This is a genomic window from Rhodococcus sp. DMU1, from assembly GCF_012272955.1.
Lineage (GTDB): Bacteria > Actinomycetota > Actinomycetes > Mycobacteriales > Mycobacteriaceae > Rhodococcus > Rhodococcus aetherivorans.
In genome coordinates, this window is the sequence record NZ_CP050953.1 from 197,816 (window position 1) to 220,016 (window position 22,201).

Consider the following 22,201-nt stretch of genomic DNA (forward strand, 5'->3'; position numbering starts at 1 on the left):
CGAGAAAGCCAACCACTTTGCCGCGCAACGCTGGTGGCGAACTTCGTCCGACGAATTGACCGTCGAGCAAGCACAAGTCTCCTTCGACGAGTTCTGCATGCTGCGCACAGACACCCGACTCGTCGCGCAGCCCAGAGCTCGAAGTCGGCTCCGCACCCGACTATGAGCGTTGACGTCGGCAGGTCGGTGACCTCGGTGACCCAGGCGCCGCGGTTGGCGGCCCTGGGCAACCGAAGCCTGGTCGCCAGTCGCCGAAGACACCAGCGCCCGCAACCTCCGTCGAATCCGCCTCGGATTCGATTCAGTCGCGACGAAATCCCGGGACCGTTTCCGCCCAGCGGCGTTGCGCACGCAGGAAGCTCGGGAGATCACTGAAACCGAGTCGGTATGCCGTCTCGGTTGCGGTCAGTTGGTCGACCTCCAGCAGTTCTCTTGCGACCGAGGCGCGTACGTCGTCGACGATTCGCCGATAACTGGTTCCCTCCGCAGTCAATCTCCGACGGAGGGTGCGCTCGGTCATGTGAAGCGCGCGTGCTGCGCCGGCGATACCGTCCTCGTGCCCACCGAGCCGCAGCAGCCTGGCGCGTACAGTCGCCGCGACACCGCGCCGATTCAACCGCTCGTTGAGAATCCGTTCGCAGTATGCGATGCACTCCCGCGCGGTTTCCGGACACGCTTGCGGCAGCGCCTGCGTCAGGTACTCCTGCTCGAACACGATCGCGGTCTCGGGGGCGCCGAACTCGACCGGGGCTCCGAAGAGGGGATCGCCGGCCGCGCCGGTGAATTCTGACCGGACTGAGAGTAGCGGCACGGCAGTGGAGTCCCCCGCGAACAACTCGCCGTGCGTGGTGATCGTGGCGGCCAGGTCGCGTTCGATCAAGAATCGGCGCACATCCTCCGGTACGCCGTGTCCACTGAACCGGGTCACGTACCGACCGTCCGGCGTGATCTCCGCGGTCACCGTCGAGTATGCGAATGTCAACCCCATCAGTCGCAGCGCGGTCCGCGTCATGTCGACCGTACGAGGGCTGCTCAACAGAGCAAAACCGAACTGTCCGTACGTCGTGAGATGGAACTTTCGACCCACTTCCAGTCCGAGTCCGGGACGGTTCTTCATCAAGGCGAGAAAGTTCCGCGTGGCCGTGATCTCCTGCCTGGCATCGACGAGGGTCGCGGAGCTGTCAAGATCTTCTGGGGAGAGGCCCGTCGATACCAACACCGCTTCGCGGGAGTAGCCGCGCTCGACAGCGTGGTCGGCCATGATGCGAACACCCCGGGCTGTTCTCGGGTGGTCCCAGTGGCTCCTCGACACAGCGAACGCACCCGGGCGTCTCTTCTCCGACACCGGTTCGTCCGGTGGGTTCAGCGGGCTGGTCGAACTCGGGAAGGTACTCGTCATCCTCACCTCAACACTTGAACTTCGGCAGCCAGGCGAGCATCGAAGAGGGAAGGGTGAACCACCCGACTCGTCGATGATGAGTGGCGCCTTCTCGGGGGTGCCGATGCGCCAGGTGCGAACAAAGCGCTTTGCCCCGGAGCCAGTTTAGAACCGGAGTACCGCACGGGCAAGGCGTCTTATCGGCCCACGCGCTCGTCGAGTCGCGGCGCCTCGGTCACACCGGCTCGGGCAAGGTCGGCTGTGATCCATTCACGCAGATCCACTTTCCTGATCTTGGTTCCGGACATCGGCCATTCTGTGACGATACGCAGATACCGCGGGATCTTGAACGAGCTGATCGCGCCACGGCAGAAGTCGATGAGCTCGTCGAGGGTCAGCGAGGCGCCGGGGGCGAGCTGGACGTACGCGGCGGGGACCTCCTGGTAGCGCGCGTCCGGCGCGGCGACCACCTGGACGTGCGCGACTGCCGGGTGCTGGGCGAGGTAGTCCTCGATCTCGACTGCCGCGACGTTCTCGCCGCCGACCTTGAGCATGTCCTTGATCCGGCCGCCGAAGACGACGTTGCCGTCCGCGGTCATCATGGCGCGGTCCCCGGAATGGAACCAGCCGTCGGCGTCGATGGCGGCGGCAGTGCCGGCGGGGTCCTTGTAGTAGCCCTCGAACGTCGAGTAGCCGCGAATGCACAGCTCACCCATCTCGTCCACGCCGGCGTCCTGACCGGTCTCCGGATCGACGATCTTGACCTCCATTCCGTCGACCGGCCGACCCAATGTCCGCAGCCGGATCTCCGGTGGGTCGTCGGGCAGGGGCATGACGAGGTGGGGGCCGCACTCGGTGGAGCCGTAGCACGTCACCTGGCGAGCCTGCGGCATTGCCTGCTCGAACTGCGTGATGCGCTCCGGCGTGGCGATGTTCTGGACGAGGCGGACCGCGCTCAGATCGGTGACGGGAAAGTCGGGGTGGTCGAGGACCGCGTGCCAGATGGTCTCGAAGATCGGATTGAGCACCGTGCAGCGTTCCTCCGCGATCATGCGCAGGGCGGCACCGGGCTCGAAGTGACCGGCATGACAGAAGGTCGCTCCGACGGAGAAGCAGCTGAGCATCGGCAGGATGCCGCCGCAGTGGAACAGCGGGAGCGGGTTCCAGAAGGAGTCGGAGGGGGTGAGCAGGAACCGGGTGCGGGCGACGTTCTCGGCGTGCCGGGCCAGCGCCTCGTGGGTCAGCAGGCAGCCTTTGGGATAGGCGGTCGTGCCCGAGGTGTACATCAACAGAGCGATGTCGCGGACCCGGACCCGCTGTCGCAGGGTCTCGATGCGAGACCGGTCGACGGTCGCGGCGCCGGCCTCGAAGGTGGCGCGGTCGAGCATCCCCGGTGCCGTGCCCGACAGATTCACCACCGCTCGAAGCCGCGGGGCGGCCTCGAGGTGCAACATTCCGGGCTCGCCGACCGCGAGGTCGGGCAGCACCGTGCTGATCAGCTCGGCATAGTCCGTGCCATCGGGGTCCGATGCGACGAGGAGCACGTCGATGTCGGCATGTTCGATCACATAGGAGAGCTCGTGCGCCTTGAATCGGCTGTTGATCGGCACGCACACGGCGCCGAGCTTGGCGGTGGCGAGTAGCGCGGTGACGTAGTCGGAGGTGTTCGGCATCAGGATCCCGACCGTGCCCTGGCCGTCGACGCCGAGGGCGAGCAGGCATGCGGCAACGTGGTCGATGCGCGAAGCGAGCTCCGGATACGTGAAGCGAGCGTCGGGCATGATCAGGGCGGTGGCGTCGGAGCGCCGTGCCTGCTCGTCTACCAAATCGCCGAGCGTCGTTACTCGGATGACCATGTCGGGTTCCTCATCGATCGTCGGTTGGAGTTTTCGTCGGGGCGGACGACAGAGCCGGTGGTATCCGAGCCGCATCGGCTGCTCGGATACCACCGGTGAATGTCAGGCGGACACGGATGTCCGTCCGCCGACCTTCTGCAGGTACGACAGCAACTCGGCGTTGTAGGTGGCGGGTTCCTCCATGTGCGGGGCGTGTCCGCATCCCGACATCGTGAACAGTCGGGCATCCTTGAACAGCCCGATCGACGCCTCGACGCCGTCGAAGGGTATGAATGCGTCCTGGTCCCCAGCAATCACGAGTACGGGGTGGTCGAGCTGGCGGGCCAGATCGCGTTGGTCGATGTCGATCAGCTCTCGCAGGCTCTGGTCGGCGCGGGGCCCGTTCTGGGTGAACTGGCTCCACGCCCACTGGGAGAGATCTGCCGACACAGGCTTGGCGAAGCAGGCGTCGGCAATCGCCTTCATCGCGGCTGCACGATCCTGCGCCATCAGGGCGAGAGAGTCTTCGCTGCCCTGACGGTCGTTGCCATAGGGCCAATCCTGGGTCGGGGTGAAGCGCGGCGTCGCCGCACCGGTCAGTACGACACCGCCGACGTTGTCACCCAGACGGGACGCGGCCTCCATGACCACTGCGCCGCCGAGCGACCAGCCATTGAGGATGGGTTTGACGAGACCGCACTTCTCGACCAGCGTCACCACATCGGACGCGATGGCGCCGATCGAAGCGTCGGTGAAGTCCTTGTCGGACTCCCCGCACCCGCGGTGATCGAGGGTCAGGACCTCGTGTCCTGCCCCCAGCAGGGCACTGACAACGGTGTTCCACAGGCGGGTTGTCCCACCCCAACAGTGCACCAACACCACAGGGGTGTTGTCTCCGCGGAAGTGCTCATAGTAGACGCGCTTACCCTGCTCGACGTCGAGGAACGCCATGACTTTCTCCATTCATCGTTTTTCGGTCGTGCTGAAGATCGAGGTGACGCGAGGTGCCCGGGACGTGAAGGCCCGGGTGCCGACCGGTCCGATAACGGACCGGTCGGGTGCGTTCGGCTCAGCCGACCGTTGCGGCTGACCGGGCGTCGACGAGATCGAAACCCCGGCGCTCCGCCTCCTCGAGCAGGTCGACGTAGGCAGGCACTCCACCGAACCAGTAGAGGATCTTGTGGGCCTTGCCCGGGATGTTGGCGCCGAGATACCAGCTGTTCGCCTCTTCGCCCTTGCCGAGGACCGTCGAGTCGAAGGCTTCCTGCGTGACGCGGAACCAGTCGTTCACCGTCTGGCGGGACACCTCCGCGAGCTTGCCCTCCTGCTCGCAGTGCGTGATGACCTTCCCGATCCACTCGGCCTGGTGCTCGATGACCGGCGGGTTATTGGAAAAGGGCCCCTGTGGGCCGAGGATGGTGAAGAAGTTGGGGAAACCATCGACCATCATCCCCATGAAGCTCTCCGCGCCGTCGGCCCAGCGGCCCTTGATCGTCTGCCCGTCGCGGCCTTGGACGTTCATGTGGGTCAGCGCTCCACTGACCGCGTCGAATCCGGTGGCGACGATGATCACGTCGAATTCGAGTTCGCCGTCCGCCGTCTTCAGGCCCTTCTCGGTGAACCGCTCGACGGGGTTCGCCTTGACGTCGACCAGGGTGACGTTGTCACGGTTGAACGTCTCGTAGTAGAAGTGCCCGAAGGGCACCCGCTTGCCACCGATCGGATGGTCGGTCGGGCAGAGCATCTCAGCCGTCTTCGGGTCCTTGACGATCGCACGGATCTTCTTTCGCACGAACTCCGATGCCAGATCGTTGCACTCCTGATTGCCCATGATGTCGTCGAAGGTCTCGAACAGATAGCGGAACCCGCCCGCCTCCCACCCGGCGTCTAGCACCTGCTCGCGAGTCGCGGGCTCGATGTCGCCCAGCTCCCGGTTGACCGGGTCGAACGCCATCGCGAACGGCTGCGCCCTGACCATCTCCCAGACATGGTCGTAGTCACGCTTGATCGCGTTCCGGTGCGCGTCGGTGAGGGTGTAATTGCGGGCAGGCATGACGTAGTTCGGCGTCCGCTGGAAGACGGTGAGACTCTCGGCTTCCTGGGCCACGATCGGAATGATCTGGATGCCGGTGGCTCCGGTGCCGATGACCGCGACTCGCTTGCCGCTGAAGTCCACCGGCTCGTTCGGCCAAAGTGAGGAGTGGTAGGCCTGCCCCTGGAAGTTCTCGACCCCCTCGAAAGGAAAGTGGGGGACGCCCAGCTGTCCCGAAGCCGCCACGACATAGCGGGAGGTGTACGTCTTGCCCGTATCCGTCGTCAGAGTCCACAGCTGCGAGTCCTCGTCGAAGACCGCGGACTCCACAGTCACACCGAACTCGATGTCCTTACGCATGTCGTGGCGGTCCGCGACGTGACCGAGGTAGGCCTGGACCTCGGCCTGGGTGGGAAAGCGCTCCTTCCAGTCCCACTCCTGCGCGAGATCCTTGTCGAACGAGTAGCAGTACACCCAAGCTTCGCTATCGGTACGGATCCCCGGGTAGCGGTTCCAGTACCAGGTACCGCCGACGTCGGTGCCCTTCTCGAGGATCTTGGTGGAGATTCCCCGCGACCGAAGCTCGTGCATAGAGCGAAGACCACTGAATCCCGCGCCGATGATGATGGCCTCGACGTCCACTCCGGCCCCGGCCTTCGGCTCTGCCGCGGACATCTCTGCGTTTGTCACTTCGAACTCCTCCTGATTTCCACTGCATGTGCTGCGTTAAACGGCACGCCCCACAGAACCGGGCCTCGTCGTCCGATCCCGGCTACTGCCACTGCCGTCCTGTCCCTGCCGGTGTGGTAGGTCGGTCGTCCCGCAAGAACTGCGTATGTGGTGGCGGCTATGACTGGAATCGTGCTTCAACGGTGGTCGCTGAGACTGTCCGACTACGCGACAGCCCGCGACACTCGCCGCGTGCGGTGTAGCGATATGGGACACTTATGTTGCAGTGCGGTGAGGTTGACTTGCGTCACACCGCCGAGTCGCAGCGGTTCAAGTCACACATCATAATGCGGAGTTATCAATTGATACTTGAACGTCGGGAGCAGGTCGTCCGCAGCGCACGCGAGGACTTTCTATTCGGTGATCAGTCGGTTGTCGACATTCGCCCCGAGATCGTGGCGTCGTGGCGTCGATCGCGCTTGTCCGGGGTAACTCCGAATGGAATAGAGGTGCCGTTCTCGCCGCACCTCGACGGGGCTAGTCAAATGCTCATCGCAGCGGCCGCGCCTGTCATCGACCGGCTCGCAGACCAGCTCCCGAGTGGGACTGCCGTCATTCTCGCCGATTCCGAGGCGCGCATACTCGACCGGCGGGCCGCCGACCCTGCGTATTCGCGCTACCTCGACGAGGTGTTCTGTGTGCCAGGCTCCATCTACAGCGAGGAACACATCGGCACCAACAGCATCGGTAGCGTCATCGAGACTTCAGCCCCCGTCGCCATCGCCGGGGCGGAGCATTACCGGGACAACTTCCAGAACTTCACCTGTGTGGGGGCGCCCTTGCGTCATCCGCTGACGCGGAAGCTCGTGGGAGTGCTCAATGTCTCGTGCTCCTACCAGGACTCCAACGGCATGATGATCCCACTCGTGCTCACGGCAGCGCACGACATTGAGGCGCGCATGTACGAAGGGGCGTCGCTGCAGGAGCGCATGCTCCTCGAGGAGTTCCTCAGAGCTTCACGCCGTACGTCGGGCGCAGTTGTCAGCCTCAACCAGGACTTTCTGATCACCAACACTGCGGCGGCTACGCTCCTCGATTCCAGGGACCACGTCCTTCTATGGGAATGGGCCACAGCGTCGAAGGCTCAGCGCGGCGAGTTCACAGGTGAAGTGCAGCTACATGGCGGAGACGTCGTCCAGGCGAAGGGCAGGACGGTTGGTGAGGGACGTGGGGGTGCCGCTGGAGTGCTCGTCGAGCTTCGGCGACGCAACTCGGGATCACCACACCGTAAGCCGGCCGCTCCGGTGTCCGACCCCGACCTGCCCGGGCACAGTGCGACATGGCGTCGAGCGCTCAGCGACGTCACCGCCGCAGCGCGCTCCGCACGCGACGTCCTACTCACCGGTGAAGCGGGGACAGGGAAGAGCCGACTGGCGACCCGCGTCGGGGGTGATGACGCGGTCGTCTTCGAGGCTGCGCTTGCCGCGGTCGATCAGGACTGGGCGATGCAGGTCCGCCGCGCGTTCGAAGGGTCGAAACCGGTTGTCATCCGGCACCTCGAAGTTCTGCCTCCAAGCCATGTTGCCCTTCTCTCGGCCCTCTTGAGAAGTCCGCGCGCCGCGCGTGTGGTGGCCACCGCCAACACCGCCGATCTCGGTAATCACGCTGCTCGCCTGATGGACCATTTCGGGGCACGGGTCGACGTTCCTCCGTTGCGACAGCGTCCCGAGGACATCCCCGACATCGCCACTGCGCTGCTTCGCACACCGGACAGCGGCCCACCGCCACGCATTCAGCCCGCCGCCCTGCAGGCGCTCCGCAGCCTGGCCTGGCCTGGCAACATCCGCGAACTCGGCGCTGTGCTCGAATCGGCTCGGCTACGTTCTCTCGGCGGAGACATCGGGCTCACCGACCTTCCGCCCGAATATCGTCGAGCCGTGGGAGCGCCACTTCCGACGCTGCAGCGCTCGGAGCGAGAGACGATCCTGGCGGCGCTCGCCGACTCGCGCGGAAACAAACTCGCGGCCGCCGAGCGGCTGGGTGTCGCGCGCTCGACGCTCTATCGCAAGATGCGGGCTCTGGGCATCAACGGCGATTGTGACTGAAAAATGTTGTGACGAGGGAGCTGCCGCGCGTCTTCGGGAATGAACAACTGTCTTCTGTGAGCGGGAAAGGACGAGACATTTGGCGCGGGTGCATTATGAACGTCTCTTCCAAGGCCGAGATCGACGGTGGCGTCCGGCCGGGCACCACCACCGACAGGCGAGACGCATCGCCGAACTCGAACGTGAAACCGAGAACCGCGTCGTGCCAACGAGATCCTGACAACGGCATCGGCGTTTTCGCGGCAGCGGAGCGGGGTCGCAAACTCAAGTGATCGCCCGTCTACATCGACGCCCATAAACCGATTACGAGGTCAGGCCGATCTGCCGGGTCCTGAGCCGGGCCGGTGTGCGGATCGCCCCGTGGACGCACTACGCCGCCAAGACCAGCGCCATGCCGGTGGCTCAGGCGGCGAAGGTCTCCCGCAGGGGGATGGGTAGCAGGGCGGGCATCGGCTTCCGTGGCGTAGGCTGGCTCAGATCGGAGAAGTTCTCCGCTTGATGATATGGAGACTGCCTCCGATTGTTAACGTCGTTCGGTCACCGAAGGGGATGGATTGTGGCCAAGGGTGCGGTGCGTGCGGATGCTGCGCGCAACAAGGAGAAGATCCTGGCCGTGGCCAGGCAGTGCTTCGCCGAGCAGGGGCTGGAAGTCTCGCTCGACAGCGTGGCCAAGCGGGCCGGCGTCGGCGCCGGGACGCTCTACCGGCACTTCCCGGGGCGTGAGGCGCTGGTAGCCGAGCTGCTGGACGCCGAGATGGGTGCGCTCGAGCAGAACTTCGTCTCCCTACGGGACTCGGATCTCCGCGTCGAGGAGAAGCTGGAGCGCTGGTCGCATGAGCTACGGCGCTGGATGACGAGCTATGCCGGGCTCCCGGAGCCCCTGCGCGAGGCTCTAGACGGCGGGTCGGGCGCGCTGACCGTCGGCTGCGACGTGGTGATCGGCTGGACCGAGGAGATCGTCCAAGAGGCGAAGGCGGCGGGTGTCGTGAAGGACTTCGTCACGGGGCGCGAGTTCTACCGTGCCACGCTCGGGCTCGCCTGGGTGGCCACGGCGGCCGGTGTTCGTGGCGGCGCCGAGGCGGACGGCCTCCATCGCATGGCGCGGGAAGGGTGGGCGTCGCCGGGTCGGGGGACGGCTCCTGTTTGATAAGTGGATAGCATCTCCGTATCCTCTAAACGGATGGCCTCTCCGCTTGTGGTCATTCCACTCGCGATAGAAGGAGGGCGATCATGGGTGGCGACGCGATGTTGCTGGGAGTGGCCCTGGGGGACAGCTACGGCGCGCACCCCGGCGCGTGGCGGATGCCGCATACCAACCCCAATGCCTACACCGATGTAGAGGTCCAGGTGCGAGCGGCGCAGACCGCCGAGCGCGGCGGGCTCGATTACGCCTTCTACCCCGACCGGGTCTTCCTGCAGGGGGACCTTCTCGTACGGCCCCCGATTTTCTCGATGGAGCCGCTGATGGTGCTCGCGGCCGTCGCCCACGCCACCCGACGGATCGGCCTGGTCGCCTCCTCCTCCACCGCCTTCAACGAGCCGTACACGCTGGCGCGTCAGCTCCGGGCCCTCGACCTGATGAGCCATGGGCGTGCCGGGTGGAATGCGATTCCCAGCTACGAACCGGAGGCCTTCGCGAACTACGGACGCCAGGTGCCGCAACGCGACGAGAAGTACGAACGCCTCCACGAGGTCGTCCAGATCACTCAGGCCCTGTGGGGAAGCTGGGAACGCGAGGCCGGCCAGCCCGACCAGACTGCCGGGCGATTCGCCGATCCCAGCCACATCCGTCCGGTCAACCTGCAGGGACGTCGGGTCGGTGCCCGCGGACCGCTCCAGATCCCGCCGTCCGAGCAGGGCCAGCCGGTGATCTTCATGCCGTCGGCCAGCGGACTGGGGCTGCAGGCTGCAGGCATGTACGCCAACGGCATCATCGCGATGCCGTCGACCATCGAGGAGAGCCGGGCCCAACGCGACATGATCCGTTCCCTCGCCGAAGCCGCGGGGCGAACCGCGGACGAGGTGAAGTTCTTGGCCTTCGTCACCTTCGGTCTTGGCGCCACCGAGCAGGAGGCCGTGGAACGGCGCATGGTCCTGGAGCAGGCGGCCGGCCTCGAGGGGCGCCTGGCGCACCTGTCCGCGGTGCTCGGCCTCCGCCTGGACCCGGCCGATGCCGACAAGCCGCTCACCAGTTCCCAGGTCAGGGGTCTGCGTCCGAGCCCCGGCGTGCCACAGGCGGCCCGGGCCGTCGAGCTCGCCAGCCAGGGCCTGTCACCCCGCGAGATCCTCGCCCACGGCGTCCTCGACGCCCTCTCCGGCCTGGTCGGCACCCCCGAACAAGCCGCCGACCGGATGCAGGAGTGGATTCAGGCAGGCGTCTGCGACGGCTTCACCCTCGTCGTCGATGACCTGCACGACGGGCTCGACGCCTTCGTCGACCAGGTCGTCCCGATCCTGCGACGACGTGGCCTGCGGCCGGACAACTACCTGGGCGCCACCCTGCGCGATCACCTCAGCCTGCCCGAGCAACTCGGCCTCGACCCTCGCCTGGCCAGCGACAACTGACAACCAGCCGCCAAAAGGCCCACTCGTACCAGTGAACGTCCCGCCGTCCATCCTGGATCTGGTGCAGGCCGAGGATCGCGCCATCGAGGGCCCACCGCATCCTGGTCGACACCGGGCCTTAATCGGCTCCTACCCGTGGGCCGGGCCACGGGCGAAGCGATCCGACGCTAAGAACATGACCGCTCGGGGTCGATGATCCACGTCGACGCGAAAAAGTTCGGCAACATCCCCGAGGGCGGCTGGCGCTACGTCGGCCGCCGCCAGGCCGAGAAGAACCGCGCCAAGACGCCGGAGAAGCCGCGCAACAAGTACCGGGACCCGCTCCTGAGGCAGGCCTACGTCCATACCGTCATCGACGACCACTCTCGGGTCGCCTACGCCGTGATCCCGCGTGGACGACCTCATCGCGGCCCTGGGAATCGAGTCGGGCATATCCAAGTCCGAGGTGTCGGGGTCTGCGCCGGTCTCCACGAGGTCGTCGACGCATTTCGCACCTGCCCGCTCGATCACCTCGTTTCCTTACGTCTACCTCGACGCGACCTACCCGCATGTACGCAGGCGCCCCCTCGCAGATGACCTCGATGGCGGTCGTGGGCGCCACCGGGATCACCGCCACCGGTGCGCGTGAGGTCCTCGGCGTCGATGTGGGAGACAGTGAGGACGAGGTGTTCTGGCGTAGCTTCCTCGCTTCGCTGAAAAGCATCGCTTATCCGGCGTCCGACTGGTGGTCAGCGACCAGCATGCTGGCCGAATCGCGGTGCTGCGCAGCTCGTTCCACGGGGCCGGGCACCAGCGGTGTCGGGTGCATTCCTTCACCACGCGGCTGCGCTGATCTGCTTCAAGAAACTCCCACGTGAGACACGTTCTCAGCCACTGCGGGCGCAGTACATAGAACGTGATGTGGCACAGTTGCCGTTTCTCGTCTTCGACGGGGCATGCCGGAGCGATATCAGGGTATGCCTCGTCGATTACGGGCACGCGTGCGTCCTACTTTCGGCGATACTGAGGGATACATCATCGGGAGGTGAGCTGTGGTGCCTTCGGTTGCGTTCGGAGCGGACGAGTCGGTGTAGGTGATGTCCGAGATCGATCCGTTCGCGACACAACGCGGGACGGTCGGTTCGGTCGTGGCGGAATTGGCGGCGGCCGGGTTCGACGATGCCCGGGAGATCGGCCGGGGTGGTTTCGGTGTCGTCTACCGCTGTACGCAGACGGCGCTGGAGCGGACCGTGGCGGTGAAGGTCCTCACCGCCGATCTCGACGAGCCGAACCGGGCGCGGTTTCTGCGGGAACAGCGCGCGGCCGGCCGACTGACCGGGCACCCGCACATCGTCAACGTCCTGCACGTGGACATAACCGACACCGGCCGACCGTTCCTGGTGATGCCCTATCACGCTCAGGGATCCCTGGAGGCACGGATCCGCCGGCACGGGCCGCTGCCGCTCGAGGAAGCACTGCGGCTGGGGGTGAAGATCGCCGGGGCCCTGGCCACCGCGCATCACCTCGGAATCCTGCATCGGGACGTCAAGCCCGGCAACATTTTGCTCACCGACTACGGTGAGCCCGCACTGACCGATTTCGGCATCGCCCACGTCACCGGAGGGTTCGTCACCACCACCGGGGTGGTGACCGGATCGCCGGCGTATACCGCGCCCGAGGTCATCGCCGGCGAGGCGCCGAGCCCGGCGGCCGATGTCTACGGCCTCGGGGCGACGTTGTTCACCGCGCTCACCGGTCATGCCGCGTTCGAGCGCCGCAGCGGCGAGCAGGTGATGGCCCAGTTCCTGCGGATCACCGCCGAACCGGTGCCCGACCCCCGCGAGCACGGCGTGCCCGAGGACGTGAGCGCGCTCATCGAACGGGCGATGTCCGGTGACCCGGCACACCGCCCGTCCGCCGCGCAGCTGGGGCAGCACCTGCGTGAGGCTCAGCGCCGTCAGGGCTTCCCGGTCTCGGAGATGGCCCTGCAGACCACAGCCGAACCAGACGGGCCGCCGTCGGCGAGCCGGGAGGCTGCCGCGAGGGAACCCACGTCGGCCCGGTACGCATCGCCGGCACCGGTGGGGGCCTCGGGTCGCACGGGCGCTCTTCCCCTGGAGCTGACCAGTTTCGTCGACCGCCGCGCAGAACTGGCCGAGACGAAGAAGCGACTGTCGACCTCCCGGTTGGTGACGTTGACCGGGATCGGCGGGGTGGGCAAGACCCGGCTGGCGGTGCGGGTCGCCGCCACCACGCGAGACGAGTTCCCGGCCGGGGCATGGCTCGTCGAGCTGGGTGAACTACGCGACGAGACCCTGGTCGCCCGGGTGGTGGCCGGCACCCTCGGGTTGCGGGACGCGTCGGCAAGGCCACCTCTGGAGGTGCTCGTCGATTTCCTCGCCCCGCGCCGCGCGCTGCTGGTGCTCGACAATTGCGAACAGGTGATCGCGGCGGTGGCCACGCTCGCCGAATCGGTGTTGCGGGTCTGCCCGGCGGTGCGGATCCTGGCGACCAGCCGCGAGCCGCTCGGAATCGGCGGGGAGGCAGTACTGCCGATCCCGCCGCTGCCGGTCCCCGATCCCGACCGACTGGGGGCGGGGTGGCCGGGTAACGACGCGGTGGCGTTGTTCGTCGAGCGGGGCGCGGCGGTGGTGCCGGGCTTCGCCCTCACCGCGGACAACAGGGCCACCGTGGCCCGGATCTGCCGGCGGTTGGACGGGTTGCCATTGCCGGTCGAGTTGGCAGCGGCGCGGCTGCGGGCGATGTCCCCCGAGCAGATCCTGGCGCGGCTGAACGACCGGTTCGCGCTGCTGACCCGCGGCAGCCGGGGCGCGCCGTCACGGCAGCAGACGCTGCGCACGTGCATCGACTGGAGCAACGAGCTGTGCACCCCGCTTGAGCAACGGGTGTGGAGCCAGCTGACGGTGTTCGCCGGCAGCTTCGACCTCGACGCCGCCGCACACGTCTGCGACCTGCCCGCGGACGAGCTGCTCGACACAATCTCGTCGCTGATGGACAAGTCGATCCTGATCCGCGAGGCTTCCAATACGGCGGTGCGGTTGCGGATGCTCGAGACGGTGCGGGACTACGGACGGGAAAAGGCGCAACAGAGCGTCGAGTATCTCGAGTTGTGCCGCCGATATCGTCACTGGTATGAGCGGCTTGCGGTCGCGGCGGAGGCCGACTGGATCAGTGTCCGGCAGCTCGAGTTGATTGCCACGCTCAAGCGGGAGCTGCCGAACCTGCGTGAGGCCCTGGGGTTCTGTGCGGCGGACGATCCCGAGGTCGGGCTGCGGATGGCTTCTGCCCTCTTCCCATTCTGGATCTCCCAGGGGCTGCTTGGTGAGGGACGGCGCTGGCTCGACCAGTTACTGGCCGTCCGACCCGGATACCCCACAGTCGATCGGGCCAAGGCGATCTACGCCGACAGTCTAATGGCCGGACTGCAAGGCAACCTGGCCGCCTCGACTGCGCTGGTCGAGCAAGCTCGCACCCTCGCAGATCGGACCACCGAACCGATGGCGCACGCACGCCGCGACCTCGCCGAGGGATACCTCGCGCTGTTCCAGGGGAACCTTCTCCAGGCACGTGCGCATCTCCAGCGTGCCCTCCAGGTGTACGGCGGAGAGCCGAATCTTCTGTTCGAGGTCGCTACACTCCAGGTCCTGGGGATCACCCACCACTTGCTCGATGATACCGAGCGGGCCGTCGACTGCTACGAGCGGGTACTCTCCATCACCGAAGCGCACGGCGAAACGGTGTACCGGTCGTACACGTTGTGGTCGTTGGCCCTCGCAGTCTGGCGGCGCGGTGATCTCGAGCGCGCGAAGCGATTTCTCGGGCGAGCACTAGAGGCAAGTCGGAGGGTGAACGACCGGTTGAATGCCGGCATGTGCGTCCAAGCGCTGGCCTGGATCGCTGCGGACGAGCGCGACGCGCAGCGCGCGGTGGTGTTGATGGGGGCTGCAGAACAGCTCAGCCGTTCGGTCGGGAGCCCGACAGTGTTCTTACCTGATCTGGCCGTCTATCAGGACGAGTGGGAGCGCACGACTCGAAGCCTTATGAGTGACGATGCTTTCGCCGCAGCTCACCGCGACGGCACCGCGCTCAGTTTCGATGCAGTCGTCGCCTACGCACTGGGTCAACAGGTCCTACCCTCACCGCGCTCCCATGCCGGCGAGGCCGGGGAACCGACCAGGCGTGAGCGGGAGGTCGCCGAATTGGTCGCCATGGGAATGTCGAACAAGGAGGTCGGTGCCCATCTGGGAATCACGCCACGGACCGCGGCGGGGCATCTCCGCCACCTCATGTCCAAGCTAGGATTCACTTCTCGTGCCCAGATAGCAGCGTGGATTTCGAGTGAACAGGGTGGAGAGGCTGCACCTTTGGAGTGGACACCTTGACAATGGGCCATCAAGGTCCAGGAAGGGAAAGTTGAGGATAGGACGTCAGTCGCTGGATCTGGAGGAGTTCGCAGGCCGCTCAATTCTGGCGACCAACGCTATGAACACCGAAGAGTCGACACTGCGGCTTCTTCGCGGATCAGAGCTCGACATCGTGCAGGTCGACAGAATGCTCGTCGACATCGAGTCGCGACGCGTGCTGATCGAAAACTTCACCCCGAGCAAGCAATTCGGTGAGCAACTACGTAATGCCATGATCTCGGCCTCGCAGCCCTTACGCAGAGGGCATCGACAGCGCCCGCGCACGCATCACCCTGGTCGAGCAGCACGCCGATCGCCTCGCGGCGATCATCACCGCCGAGCACGGCAAGGTGCTCTCCGACGCCCGCGGGGAGGTCACCCGCGGGCTTGAGGTCGTCGAGTTCTCCTGTGGCATTCCGCAGATGCTCAAGGGCGAGTTCTCCGAGAACGTCGGCCGCGCCGTCGACGGGGTCACCTTCCGCCAGCCGCTCGGTGTCGTCGCCGGCATCTCCCCGTTCAACTTCCCGGCCATGGTGCCGATGTGGATGTTCCCCGTCACCCTCGCCTGCGGCAACACCTTCGTGATGAAGCCGTCCGAGAAGGTCCCCACCCTCTCCGTCGAACTCGCCAAGCTGCTGACCGAGGCCGGCCTGCCGGACGGGGTGTTCAACGTCGTGCACGGCGACAAGGTCGCCGTCGACGCGCTGCTCGCGCACGAGCAGGTCGACGCGTTGCTCGCGCACGAGCAGGTCGAAGCTGTCAGCTTCGTCGGCTCCACCCCGATCGCCGAGTACATCCACACCACCGCCGCCGCCCACGGCAAGCGGGTCCAGGCGCTCGGTGGCGCGAAGAACCACATGGTGATCATGCCCGACGCCGACCTCGACCAGGCCGTCTCCGCCCTGATGGGCGCCGCGTACGGCTCCGCCGGTGAGCGCTGCATGGCCATCTCCGTCGCCGTCCCGGTCGGCGAGGACACCGCGAACGCGCTGCGCGAACGCCTTGTCGCCGCCCTGGGCGAGCTCAAGGTCGGCCCGGGCACCGAGCCCGGGGTCGAGATGGGTCCGCTGGTCACCGGTGTGCACCGCGACAAGGTCGCCTCGTACATCGATCTCGGTCTCGAGGAAGGCGCCGAACAAGACTCGCGCGGCGGCATCCGCCGCGGCCAACTGGACATGGAGCGAATGTTCCGGGTCCATCAGGATGCCGGGCACCTGGACGTGGTCGATGGCCGCGCATCTTCCGGAGGGGATTGCCCGCGGGCGACGGTGACGTCGACCAGCTGACCGTCGGTGGTGAGGGTGCCGGTGACCCGCACACTGGTCCGTGCGGCTTCGGTGGTCAGGGTGGCGGCCTGTTCGGCCGTCTCGCCGAGCATCGGGATGGTGCGGTCGCGCAGGTACCGGGTCTCGGCTCGCAGGAACGCCTGCTCGTCGGTGACCGACCCCAGGCCGACGACGTCGGCGACACCGGCGATGTGAACCTCGACCGCCCACCCGCGGCCGCCGGGGAGCGGGGTGACCGCGAAGGCGTCGTCTCGGTCCCGCGCAGACGCGGAGTCGAGAATCAGCAGCGTCGCCATGTCGGTGGCAGTCGGTGATGCCATGTCGATACCCCCTTGGTTCACTACAGGTCGTCGACGATAACCCGCTGCTGTCCACTGCGGGTCGCCGGCACACGCCGGGCCAACCCCCAGGCGTGGGTGGCATCCTCGTGTGAGGTCCCAATGGAATGGTGTGCGGTCAGCGCTGCGGGGTGTCACTACTCGGCCGACGATGGTGACGGTCTTGGCGGTGGCGACGACGGAGTCAGAGAACGGTGTCGGGATCCTTACCGGTCAACAGATAGAATCGGTCCTTGTCGATGTCGAGGCCATGCTCCAGCACGGACTCCAGCATCCGCAGGCGAACGCCCTTCTCATCGGCCGCCGCAAGGATCTCTTCGACCTGCTTTCTGGACATCCGCAACGTGAACCCGGCGGAGAGTCGCTGGTTGAAGTAGTCCCAGTTGTCCAGTACCCAGGATCCTCCACTGCTGATGGCTGCAGCCTCGCGCACGTTGTCTTCGGTCAAGCCATAGGCGGCGGCGAACTTCATCACCTCGGACGCAACCGTGCGGGTGGTGGTCATGATGGCGTTGTTGCACAGTTTCGCCACCTCGCCGCCGCCGAGAGTGCCGAAGTAGAGCGGACGACCAATGGTCTCCAAAAGCGTTTTGTCTGATCCGACCGTTTCTTCTGTCGCTCCGACCAATACCGACAACGTCCCATTGAGGCGGTCTTCCACGCTGCCGCTCACCGGGGCGTCATACAGCGTCGCACCGGAATTCTCGACCAAGCGCGCGACCTCGAACAGGAGTGCCGGGGGCACGGAGGACTGGATGACAACAGACTGTCCGGGAGCCAGGTACTCGACGAGCTGCTCTACTACCTTCAAGACGACGTGCTCAGGATCCACGCAGACAAAGATCGTGTCTGACGCGGCGGCGAGCTCACCGAGGGAGCCCGCAGCGCTGGCGCCCTCAGCGACCAACTTGTCGACCGCCTCTCTGTTGATGTCGAACACAACCTGTCTCACCCCAGTGCGTGACAAGCGCGTGGCGATTCCGCCGCCCATGTTGCCGAGACCGATGTAACCGGCTGTGCCAGAGTATTTTTCGTCGCTCATATTCTGACCGTCCTCTTCGTGGCTTGGTGAAAACGTGATTCTTGCAGTGTGGCGCAAGTGTGCTGGCGAGCGCCCTCGAAGGCGTCGGCGTTGACGCCTCGCTCGTAAAACCTTGAGAACGAGGCGAAGACGCAAACTCGTGTGGAGGAGTCTCTGGATGTGCGCAGGGTACGAACACCCGACAGATAGAGCCGCAGACGTGGGTGTAGCCTGCAAAAGCTTCAATCAGCCGTTCGCCGAGCATACCGAAACCGCAGTGGCAGCGTACCGAGAAATCATGTTCGACGCACGGCAGCAGATGCCCGACCGCGGCGGGCGAAAACCCGAATCCCACCTCGTCACCATCGGTGAGAAAACCCCGTAGGGCTGTTCCCGTAGGCACATGGCCGACATCGGCTTACCCGACGCATATGCCCTGACCGTTCTTCCAAGGGTATTGGCAGTGAACCGGTAGATCCCTCGGACGGGGCCACCGCCCAGGACTGCAGACCCGTGTTCACCGGATCGGTCGTTTCTCGCGACGCTCGTCCATCGCCGACGGTCGCCCGGACGGCCATGATCGAGACATTGATATTTGCAGTCCTAGAAGGTCAGGAGCGTCCATGGCGGATACATCGACTCTCGGGGGTTCCCGAGCGGCTACCGCAGTCGTGTACAAGGGACCAGAAGTCTTCCACCTCGACACGATTTCCTTGCCCGAACTGGGAGCAGGCGAACTACTCGTCGAAATCGAGATGGCCGGCGTGGACGGTTCCGAGCTTCACATGTTCCGTGGGGAGTTCGATCACCTCAACAAACGAGCACCCTTGATCTTCGGCGACGAGATCATCGGACGCGTGGTGGCCACCGGCTCGCCGTCCGAACGCGACGTAGCTGTCGGTGACCGAGTCACCGTCGAGGCGCGTTGGCCCTGCGCCGGCTGTCTGATGTGTGACAGAGGCCAGTACTACCTGTGCGAAAACAATCCCAACCGTGAGGGTTACGGCCAGATTTCGATGAGCAAGGCTCCCGGACTCTGGGGTGGCTACGCCACGCACGTCTTCGTCCCCAAGGCTGCACTGGTATATCGCGTGCCGGATGAGCTCGACCTGGGGTCGGCCCTGGTTGGGTGTTCGGTCCTGGCGAACGGCCTGCGATGGAACAACTACGCCGGCATCGGGGCAGGAGACCGTGTTGCCGTACTGGGGCCGGGTCCCCAGGGCCTCGCGTGTGCGGCCGTCGCGCACCGAGCCGGTGCGAAAGTGATCGTGATCGGGGTGGAGCACGACTCCGAGCGCCTTGCGGCGGCTACCCGGCTCGGAGCCGAAGCTGCGCTGATACTCGTGCCCGGGGACGAGGACCGGCTTCTCGACCAGGTCCGTGAGGTCTTCGATGAGGTGGATTACGTCATCGAGGCATCGGGCGCCACCTCCGCCAAGGCACTGGCCACACGTCTGGTGCGTCACCAGGGAACCATCGTGAACGTCTCGGTGTCGGCCAGCGCTCCGGTGGATTGGATGGCTCTGTTGCGCAAAGAAGTGACCATCATGCACGCCCTGTCCCATCCGCACACAGTTGAGGCCGCTCTCAAGCTCGCCGTCGAGATGAAGAACGAAGGGACGAAGCTCGGAGAGCTGATCACTCACCGCTTCGACCTCTCCGAGGCCGCCCATGCGATCCAGGTCGCATCCTTCAACACCGACGAGCGACCGATCAAGGTCGTCCTTGTCCCGTCCCTGGCGGGGGCGGTCCCGGGAGGTGGGCCGGCATGAGGACTGCGGCAAGAGAGCGCTTCGACAGTGTGGTGAGTCGCGGGTTGCGGCCCCTGGGTGCATTTGTGATGACGAACGATCCCTCGACCAGCGCGATCTTCTCGTCAGTGGGCTATGACTTCGTCATCATCGATCGAGAGCACGGGATGATCGATCTCATGGCGGCGGTGAATCATGTCCGTGCGGTGGAGATGGGCAGAGCCGTTCCGCTGATTCGCGTTCTGGAACCGACGGCGGGGGCAATCCAGCAGGCGCTGGACGCAGGTGCACACGGGATCGTCGTCCCCAAGGCCGAGGACGCCGCGCAGATCGAGCGCCTCGTCGGGGCCACCCGGTACGAGCCGGGCGGCCGCGGCAAGTGCCCACAGACGCCCGGAGCCGAGTTCCTTGCCGTCGACTGGGAGGTGCGCGCCGCACGTCACAACCAGAACGTGCTGCTCATACCACTTCTGGAGACGATGGCAGGTGTCGAGAGCGCCGCGAAGATCGCGGCCATCGAGGGCATCGATTATCTCTTCTTCGGCCCGGCGGACCTCTCCCAGGATCTCGGTCTGAACATGTACACCGACCGGGACCAGATCCGGGAGATTTTCAACGGGGTGCGGTCCGCGATTCGTCCGACCGGCGTGCGGATCGGAGCACCCGCCGGGTTCGGCCTCGATGAGGAAGCCGACTTCCTGACGATCGGATCAGACGTCGGCAACATTCGGAGCAAGGCCGTCGAGGGACTGACGCTGTTCCGGCCGACGAATACCTAATACGTGGAGCGGCACACTTGGCTGCTCCACCAACGAGTACCGGTGGGACGGTAGGAAAGTGCTGCTGCCGGCGCGACCCGGCACGACGCCACGGAAACCTACTTTCACCTTCCACACCACAGATCGGCCTCGACCACCAGCCGGGGTACTGACAGCCGCCAACAAGGAGGCCAGAGATGGACATCGTTGCCGAAAACGTCGGTCACACGAGCGCGAGGGGCAACCCTGTCGACGACGCGATCCGGGCGTTCACCGCCGGCGGGCTCGTGATCATCGTCGATGATGCCTCACGCGAGAACGAGGGCGATCTCGTCGTCGCAGCGGAGTTCGCCACCACGGCCCACCTCAACACGATGATCACCCAGGGGCGCGGTCTGGTCTGCGTAGCGGCTGCCGGTTCCATCATCGACCGGTTGGAACTGCCCCAGATGGTCGAGTCGAACGGCGACACCCACGGAACGGCGTTCACCGTGTCCGTCGACTCCGTGGCCACCGGCACCGGCATCTCGGCGGCCGACCGGGCCACCACGGTCCGTGCGATCGCAGACCCGGGCACCCGACCTGCGGAGCTGCGCCGGCCCGGCCATGTCTTCCCGCTGCGCGCAGTCGACGGGGGTGTACGCGCACGGCGCGGGCACACCGAGGCCTCTGTAGAGCTTGCCCGGCTGTCCGGTCTGACACCGGCGGCGGCCATCTGCGAGATCCTGGACGAAGAAGGGGCCGCCGCCGACGCGGCCTACCTGAGGCGGTTGGCCCAGCGACTCGACATCCCGTTGATCACAGTTGCCGAGCTCGTCGCCCATCTCGACGCGGCAGACCGACTGGACTCTCCCGTCGGCGCGCGACTTCCGACGCGCTACGGGACCTTCTCGGCTGTCGCTCATCGGGACACGGCAGGGACCGAGCATTTGGCCCTCGTTCTCGGCGACCTCACGGCCGTCGACGCGCCGCTGGTCCGTGTGCACTCCGAGTGCCTGACGGGTGACGTGCTCGGGTCGTGGCGCTGCGACTGCGGCGACCAGCTGGACCTGGCTCTCTCCGAGATCGGCGCTGCGGGCGTCGGTGCGGTCCTGTATGTGCGCGGGCACGAGGGTCGCGGTATCGGACTGATCGAGAAGATCAAGGCCTACGCCCTGCAGGACACCGGCTGCGACACCGTCGAGGCGAACGTGCTGCTCGGGCATCCCGTCGACGCTCGTGACTACGGCCCCGCAGTCGACATGCTGCACATGCTCGAACTCAGACGGGTCAGCCTGCTCAGCAACAACCCGGACAAGCGGGCTGCGCTGGAACGGGCCGGCATCGACGTTGCCCAACTCGTTCCGCTGCGCGCACCCGTCCGGGTGGACAACCGCACATATCTCGAGACGAAGACCCGGCGGCTCGGACACCAGCTGGAGCCGGGCGTCTGCGCGCCCCCGCCGACCCGCCCGGCGCGGCGGCTCACGGAGATAACCGCTGCGGACGACGGCGGACTCGGGTCCGCGGACACCGCGGGCCACACAGAGAGGAAGGAATCGGCATGACCGACGTGCAACCGACTGTGAACCCACAGATTCTGCGGGACGTGTGTGGCCGTTGGGCCACCGGGGTCGCAGTCGTCACCGGCCGCGACGCCAGTGGCGCCCCGCTCGGGATGGCGGTCAACTCCTTCACCTCGCTGTCGCTCACCCCGCCCCTGGTGTTGTTCTGCCCCGCGCTGTCGTCGAGCACCTGGCCCGGCATCCGGACGAGCGGCCGCTTCGCGGTGAACATCCTCGGTGCCGAGCAGGAGACGCTCGCCGCCGCCTTCTCCCGCTCAGGTGGGCCGAAGTTCGACGGAGTGGAGCTCGAATCCCTCCCGGACGGGCTACCAGCCCTGCGCGGCGCCATCGCTCGCCTGGTCTGCGACATCGAGGCGGTCCACCCCGGCGGTGATCACGAGATCGTTGTCGGCCGCGTGATCCACACCCAGCAGGACGAGCACCCGCCGCTGCTGTTCTACCGGGGCCGCACGTCGGCGATGACTCTCGGCTGAGCCGGAATCGATCCTGACGATC

13 protein-coding genes and 4 pseudogenes are annotated in these 22,201 nt (G+C 66.0%); 11 read left to right on the top strand and 6 right to left on the bottom strand.

From position 1 onward, the window contains the following. Positions 1-301 precede the first annotated feature (301 nt). From HFP48_RS28980 to HFP48_RS28995, 4 genes are all read right to left on the bottom strand, one after another. The gene (locus HFP48_RS28980) at positions 302-1,261 is read right to left on the bottom strand and encodes an AraC family transcriptional regulator ligand-binding domain-containing protein (RefSeq protein WP_168580819.1); all 960 of its coding nucleotides are present in this window, start codon (positions 1,259-1,261) and stop codon (positions 302-304) included. Between the two features lie 314 nt (positions 1,262-1,575). Next, on the bottom strand, positions 1,576-3,234 hold the full coding sequence (locus HFP48_RS28985) for an AMP-binding protein (RefSeq protein ID WP_168580820.1): 1,659 nt from the start codon (positions 3,232-3,234) through the stop codon (positions 1,576-1,578). Positions 3,235-3,336: 102 nt separating this feature from the next. Then, complete coding sequence (locus HFP48_RS28990) at positions 3,337-4,164, bottom strand: alpha/beta hydrolase (protein WP_168580821.1); 828 nt, start codon at positions 4,162-4,164, stop codon at positions 3,337-3,339. A gap of 118 nt (positions 4,165-4,282) precedes the next feature. Beyond that, entirely contained in the window at positions 4,283-5,935 is a 1,653-nt protein-coding gene (locus HFP48_RS28995) for an NAD(P)/FAD-dependent oxidoreductase (protein WP_246872614.1), read from the bottom strand. A 524-nt stretch (positions 5,936-6,459) separates the two neighbouring features. Between HFP48_RS28995 and HFP48_RS29000 the strand changes: the two genes are divergently transcribed. The 7 genes and pseudogenes from HFP48_RS29000 to HFP48_RS29030 form a co-directional block, all read left to right on the top strand. After that, positions 6,460-8,019, top strand: a complete 1,560-nt coding sequence (locus tag HFP48_RS29000; RefSeq protein WP_168580822.1) for a helix-turn-helix domain-containing protein — start codon at positions 6,460-6,462, stop codon at positions 8,017-8,019. Between the two features lie 556 nt (positions 8,020-8,575). Then, a complete protein-coding gene (locus tag HFP48_RS29005) occupies positions 8,576-9,166 on the top strand; it encodes a TetR/AcrR family transcriptional regulator (protein ID WP_246872615.1) in 591 nt (196 codons plus the stop codon). A gap of 83 nt (positions 9,167-9,249) precedes the next feature. Then, positions 9,250-10,584 carry an NtaA/DmoA family FMN-dependent monooxygenase gene (locus HFP48_RS29010; protein ID WP_168580824.1) on the top strand — a complete coding sequence of 445 codons (1,335 nt, stop codon included), beginning with the start codon at positions 9,250-9,252 and terminating at the stop codon, positions 10,582-10,584. Between the two features lie 74 nt (positions 10,585-10,658). Continuing rightward, positions 10,659-10,971 (top strand): annotated as a pseudogene (locus tag HFP48_RS29015) (IS481 family transposase); the annotation flags it as partial. Positions 10,972-10,975: 4 nt separating this feature from the next. Beyond that, positions 10,976-11,392 (top strand): annotated as a pseudogene (locus HFP48_RS29020) (transposase); the annotation flags it as partial. A 268-nt stretch (positions 11,393-11,660) separates the two neighbouring features. Beyond that, on the top strand, positions 11,661-14,966 hold the full coding sequence (locus tag HFP48_RS29025) for a protein kinase (RefSeq protein WP_168580825.1): 3,306 nt from the start codon (positions 11,661-11,663) through the stop codon (positions 14,964-14,966). Between the two features lie 314 nt (positions 14,967-15,280). After that, a pseudogene (locus HFP48_RS29030) lies at positions 15,281-16,123 on the top strand (aldehyde dehydrogenase family protein); the annotation flags it as partial. On the opposite strand, the pseudogene HFP48_RS29035 reads toward HFP48_RS29030, so the two are convergent. Together HFP48_RS29035 and HFP48_RS29040 are read right to left on the bottom strand one after the other, a co-directional pair. Further along, a pseudogene (locus HFP48_RS29035) lies at positions 16,115-16,593 on the bottom strand (RNB domain-containing ribonuclease); the annotation flags it as partial. The pseudogenes HFP48_RS29030 and HFP48_RS29035 sit on opposite strands and share 9 nt — an antisense overlap. A 202-nt stretch (positions 16,594-16,795) precedes the next feature. After that, complete coding sequence (locus HFP48_RS29040) at positions 16,796-17,653, bottom strand: NAD(P)-dependent oxidoreductase (protein WP_168580826.1); 858 nt, start codon at positions 17,651-17,653, stop codon at positions 16,796-16,798. 602 nt (positions 17,654-18,255) lie between these two features. Here HFP48_RS29040 and HFP48_RS29045 point away from each other — a divergent pair. The 4 genes from HFP48_RS29045 to HFP48_RS29060 all read left to right on the top strand — a co-directional run bounded on the left by HFP48_RS29045 (position 18,256) and on the right by HFP48_RS29060 (position 22,179). Further along, a complete protein-coding gene (locus HFP48_RS29045; protein WP_168580827.1) occupies positions 18,256-19,404 on the top strand; it encodes an alcohol dehydrogenase catalytic domain-containing protein in 1,149 nt (382 codons plus the stop codon). A gap of 68 nt (positions 19,405-19,472) precedes the next feature. Further along, positions 19,473-20,162: an aldolase/citrate lyase family protein gene (locus tag HFP48_RS29050; protein WP_168580828.1), complete on the top strand. Its 690-nt coding sequence runs from the start codon at positions 19,473-19,475 to the stop codon at positions 20,160-20,162. Positions 20,163-20,338: 176 nt separating this feature from the next. Next, positions 20,339-21,688, top strand: a complete 1,350-nt coding sequence (ribB, locus tag HFP48_RS29055; protein WP_168580829.1) for a 3,4-dihydroxy-2-butanone-4-phosphate synthase — start codon at positions 20,339-20,341, stop codon at positions 21,686-21,688. Beyond that, positions 21,685-22,179: a flavin reductase family protein gene (locus tag HFP48_RS29060; RefSeq protein WP_246872616.1), complete on the top strand. Its 495-nt coding sequence runs from the start codon at positions 21,685-21,687 to the stop codon at positions 22,177-22,179. The genes ribB and HFP48_RS29060 overlap by 4 nt, the downstream gene beginning before the upstream one ends. Positions 22,180-22,201 lie beyond the last annotated feature (22 nt).

Excerpts from the sequence above, each read along its gene's own strand:
- HFP48_RS29025 (WP_168580825.1), top strand. The coding sequence starts at position 11,661 with ATGTCCGAGATCGATCCGTTCGCGACACAACGCGGGACGGTCGGTTCG.
- HFP48_RS29000 (WP_168580822.1), top strand. The coding sequence starts at position 6,460 with ATGCTCATCGCAGCGGCCGCGCCTGTCATCGACCGGCTCGCAGACCAG.
- HFP48_RS28985 (WP_168580820.1), bottom strand. The coding sequence starts at position 3,234 with ATGGTCATCCGAGTAACGACGCTCGGCGATTTGGTAGACGAGCAGGCA.
- HFP48_RS28990 (WP_168580821.1), bottom strand. The coding sequence starts at position 4,164 with ATGGCGTTCCTCGACGTCGAGCAGGGTAAGCGCGTCTACTATGAGCAC.
- HFP48_RS29040 (WP_168580826.1), bottom strand. The coding sequence starts at position 17,653 with ATGAGCGACGAAAAATACTCTGGCACAGCCGGTTACATCGGTCTCGGC.
- ribB (WP_168580829.1), top strand. The coding sequence starts at position 20,339 with ATGGACATCGTTGCCGAAAACGTCGGTCACACGAGCGCGAGGGGCAAC.
- HFP48_RS29050 (WP_168580828.1), top strand. The coding sequence starts at position 19,473 with ATGACGAACGATCCCTCGACCAGCGCGATCTTCTCGTCAGTGGGCTAT.
- HFP48_RS29010 (WP_168580824.1), top strand. The coding sequence starts at position 9,250 with ATGGGTGGCGACGCGATGTTGCTGGGAGTGGCCCTGGGGGACAGCTAC.
- HFP48_RS29045 (WP_168580827.1), top strand. The coding sequence starts at position 18,256 with ATGGCGGATACATCGACTCTCGGGGGTTCCCGAGCGGCTACCGCAGTC.
- HFP48_RS28980 (WP_168580819.1), bottom strand. The coding sequence starts at position 1,261 with ATGGCCGACCACGCTGTCGAGCGCGGCTACTCCCGCGAAGCGGTGTTG.
- HFP48_RS29060 (WP_246872616.1), top strand. The coding sequence starts at position 21,685 with ATGACCGACGTGCAACCGACTGTGAACCCACAGATTCTGCGGGACGTG.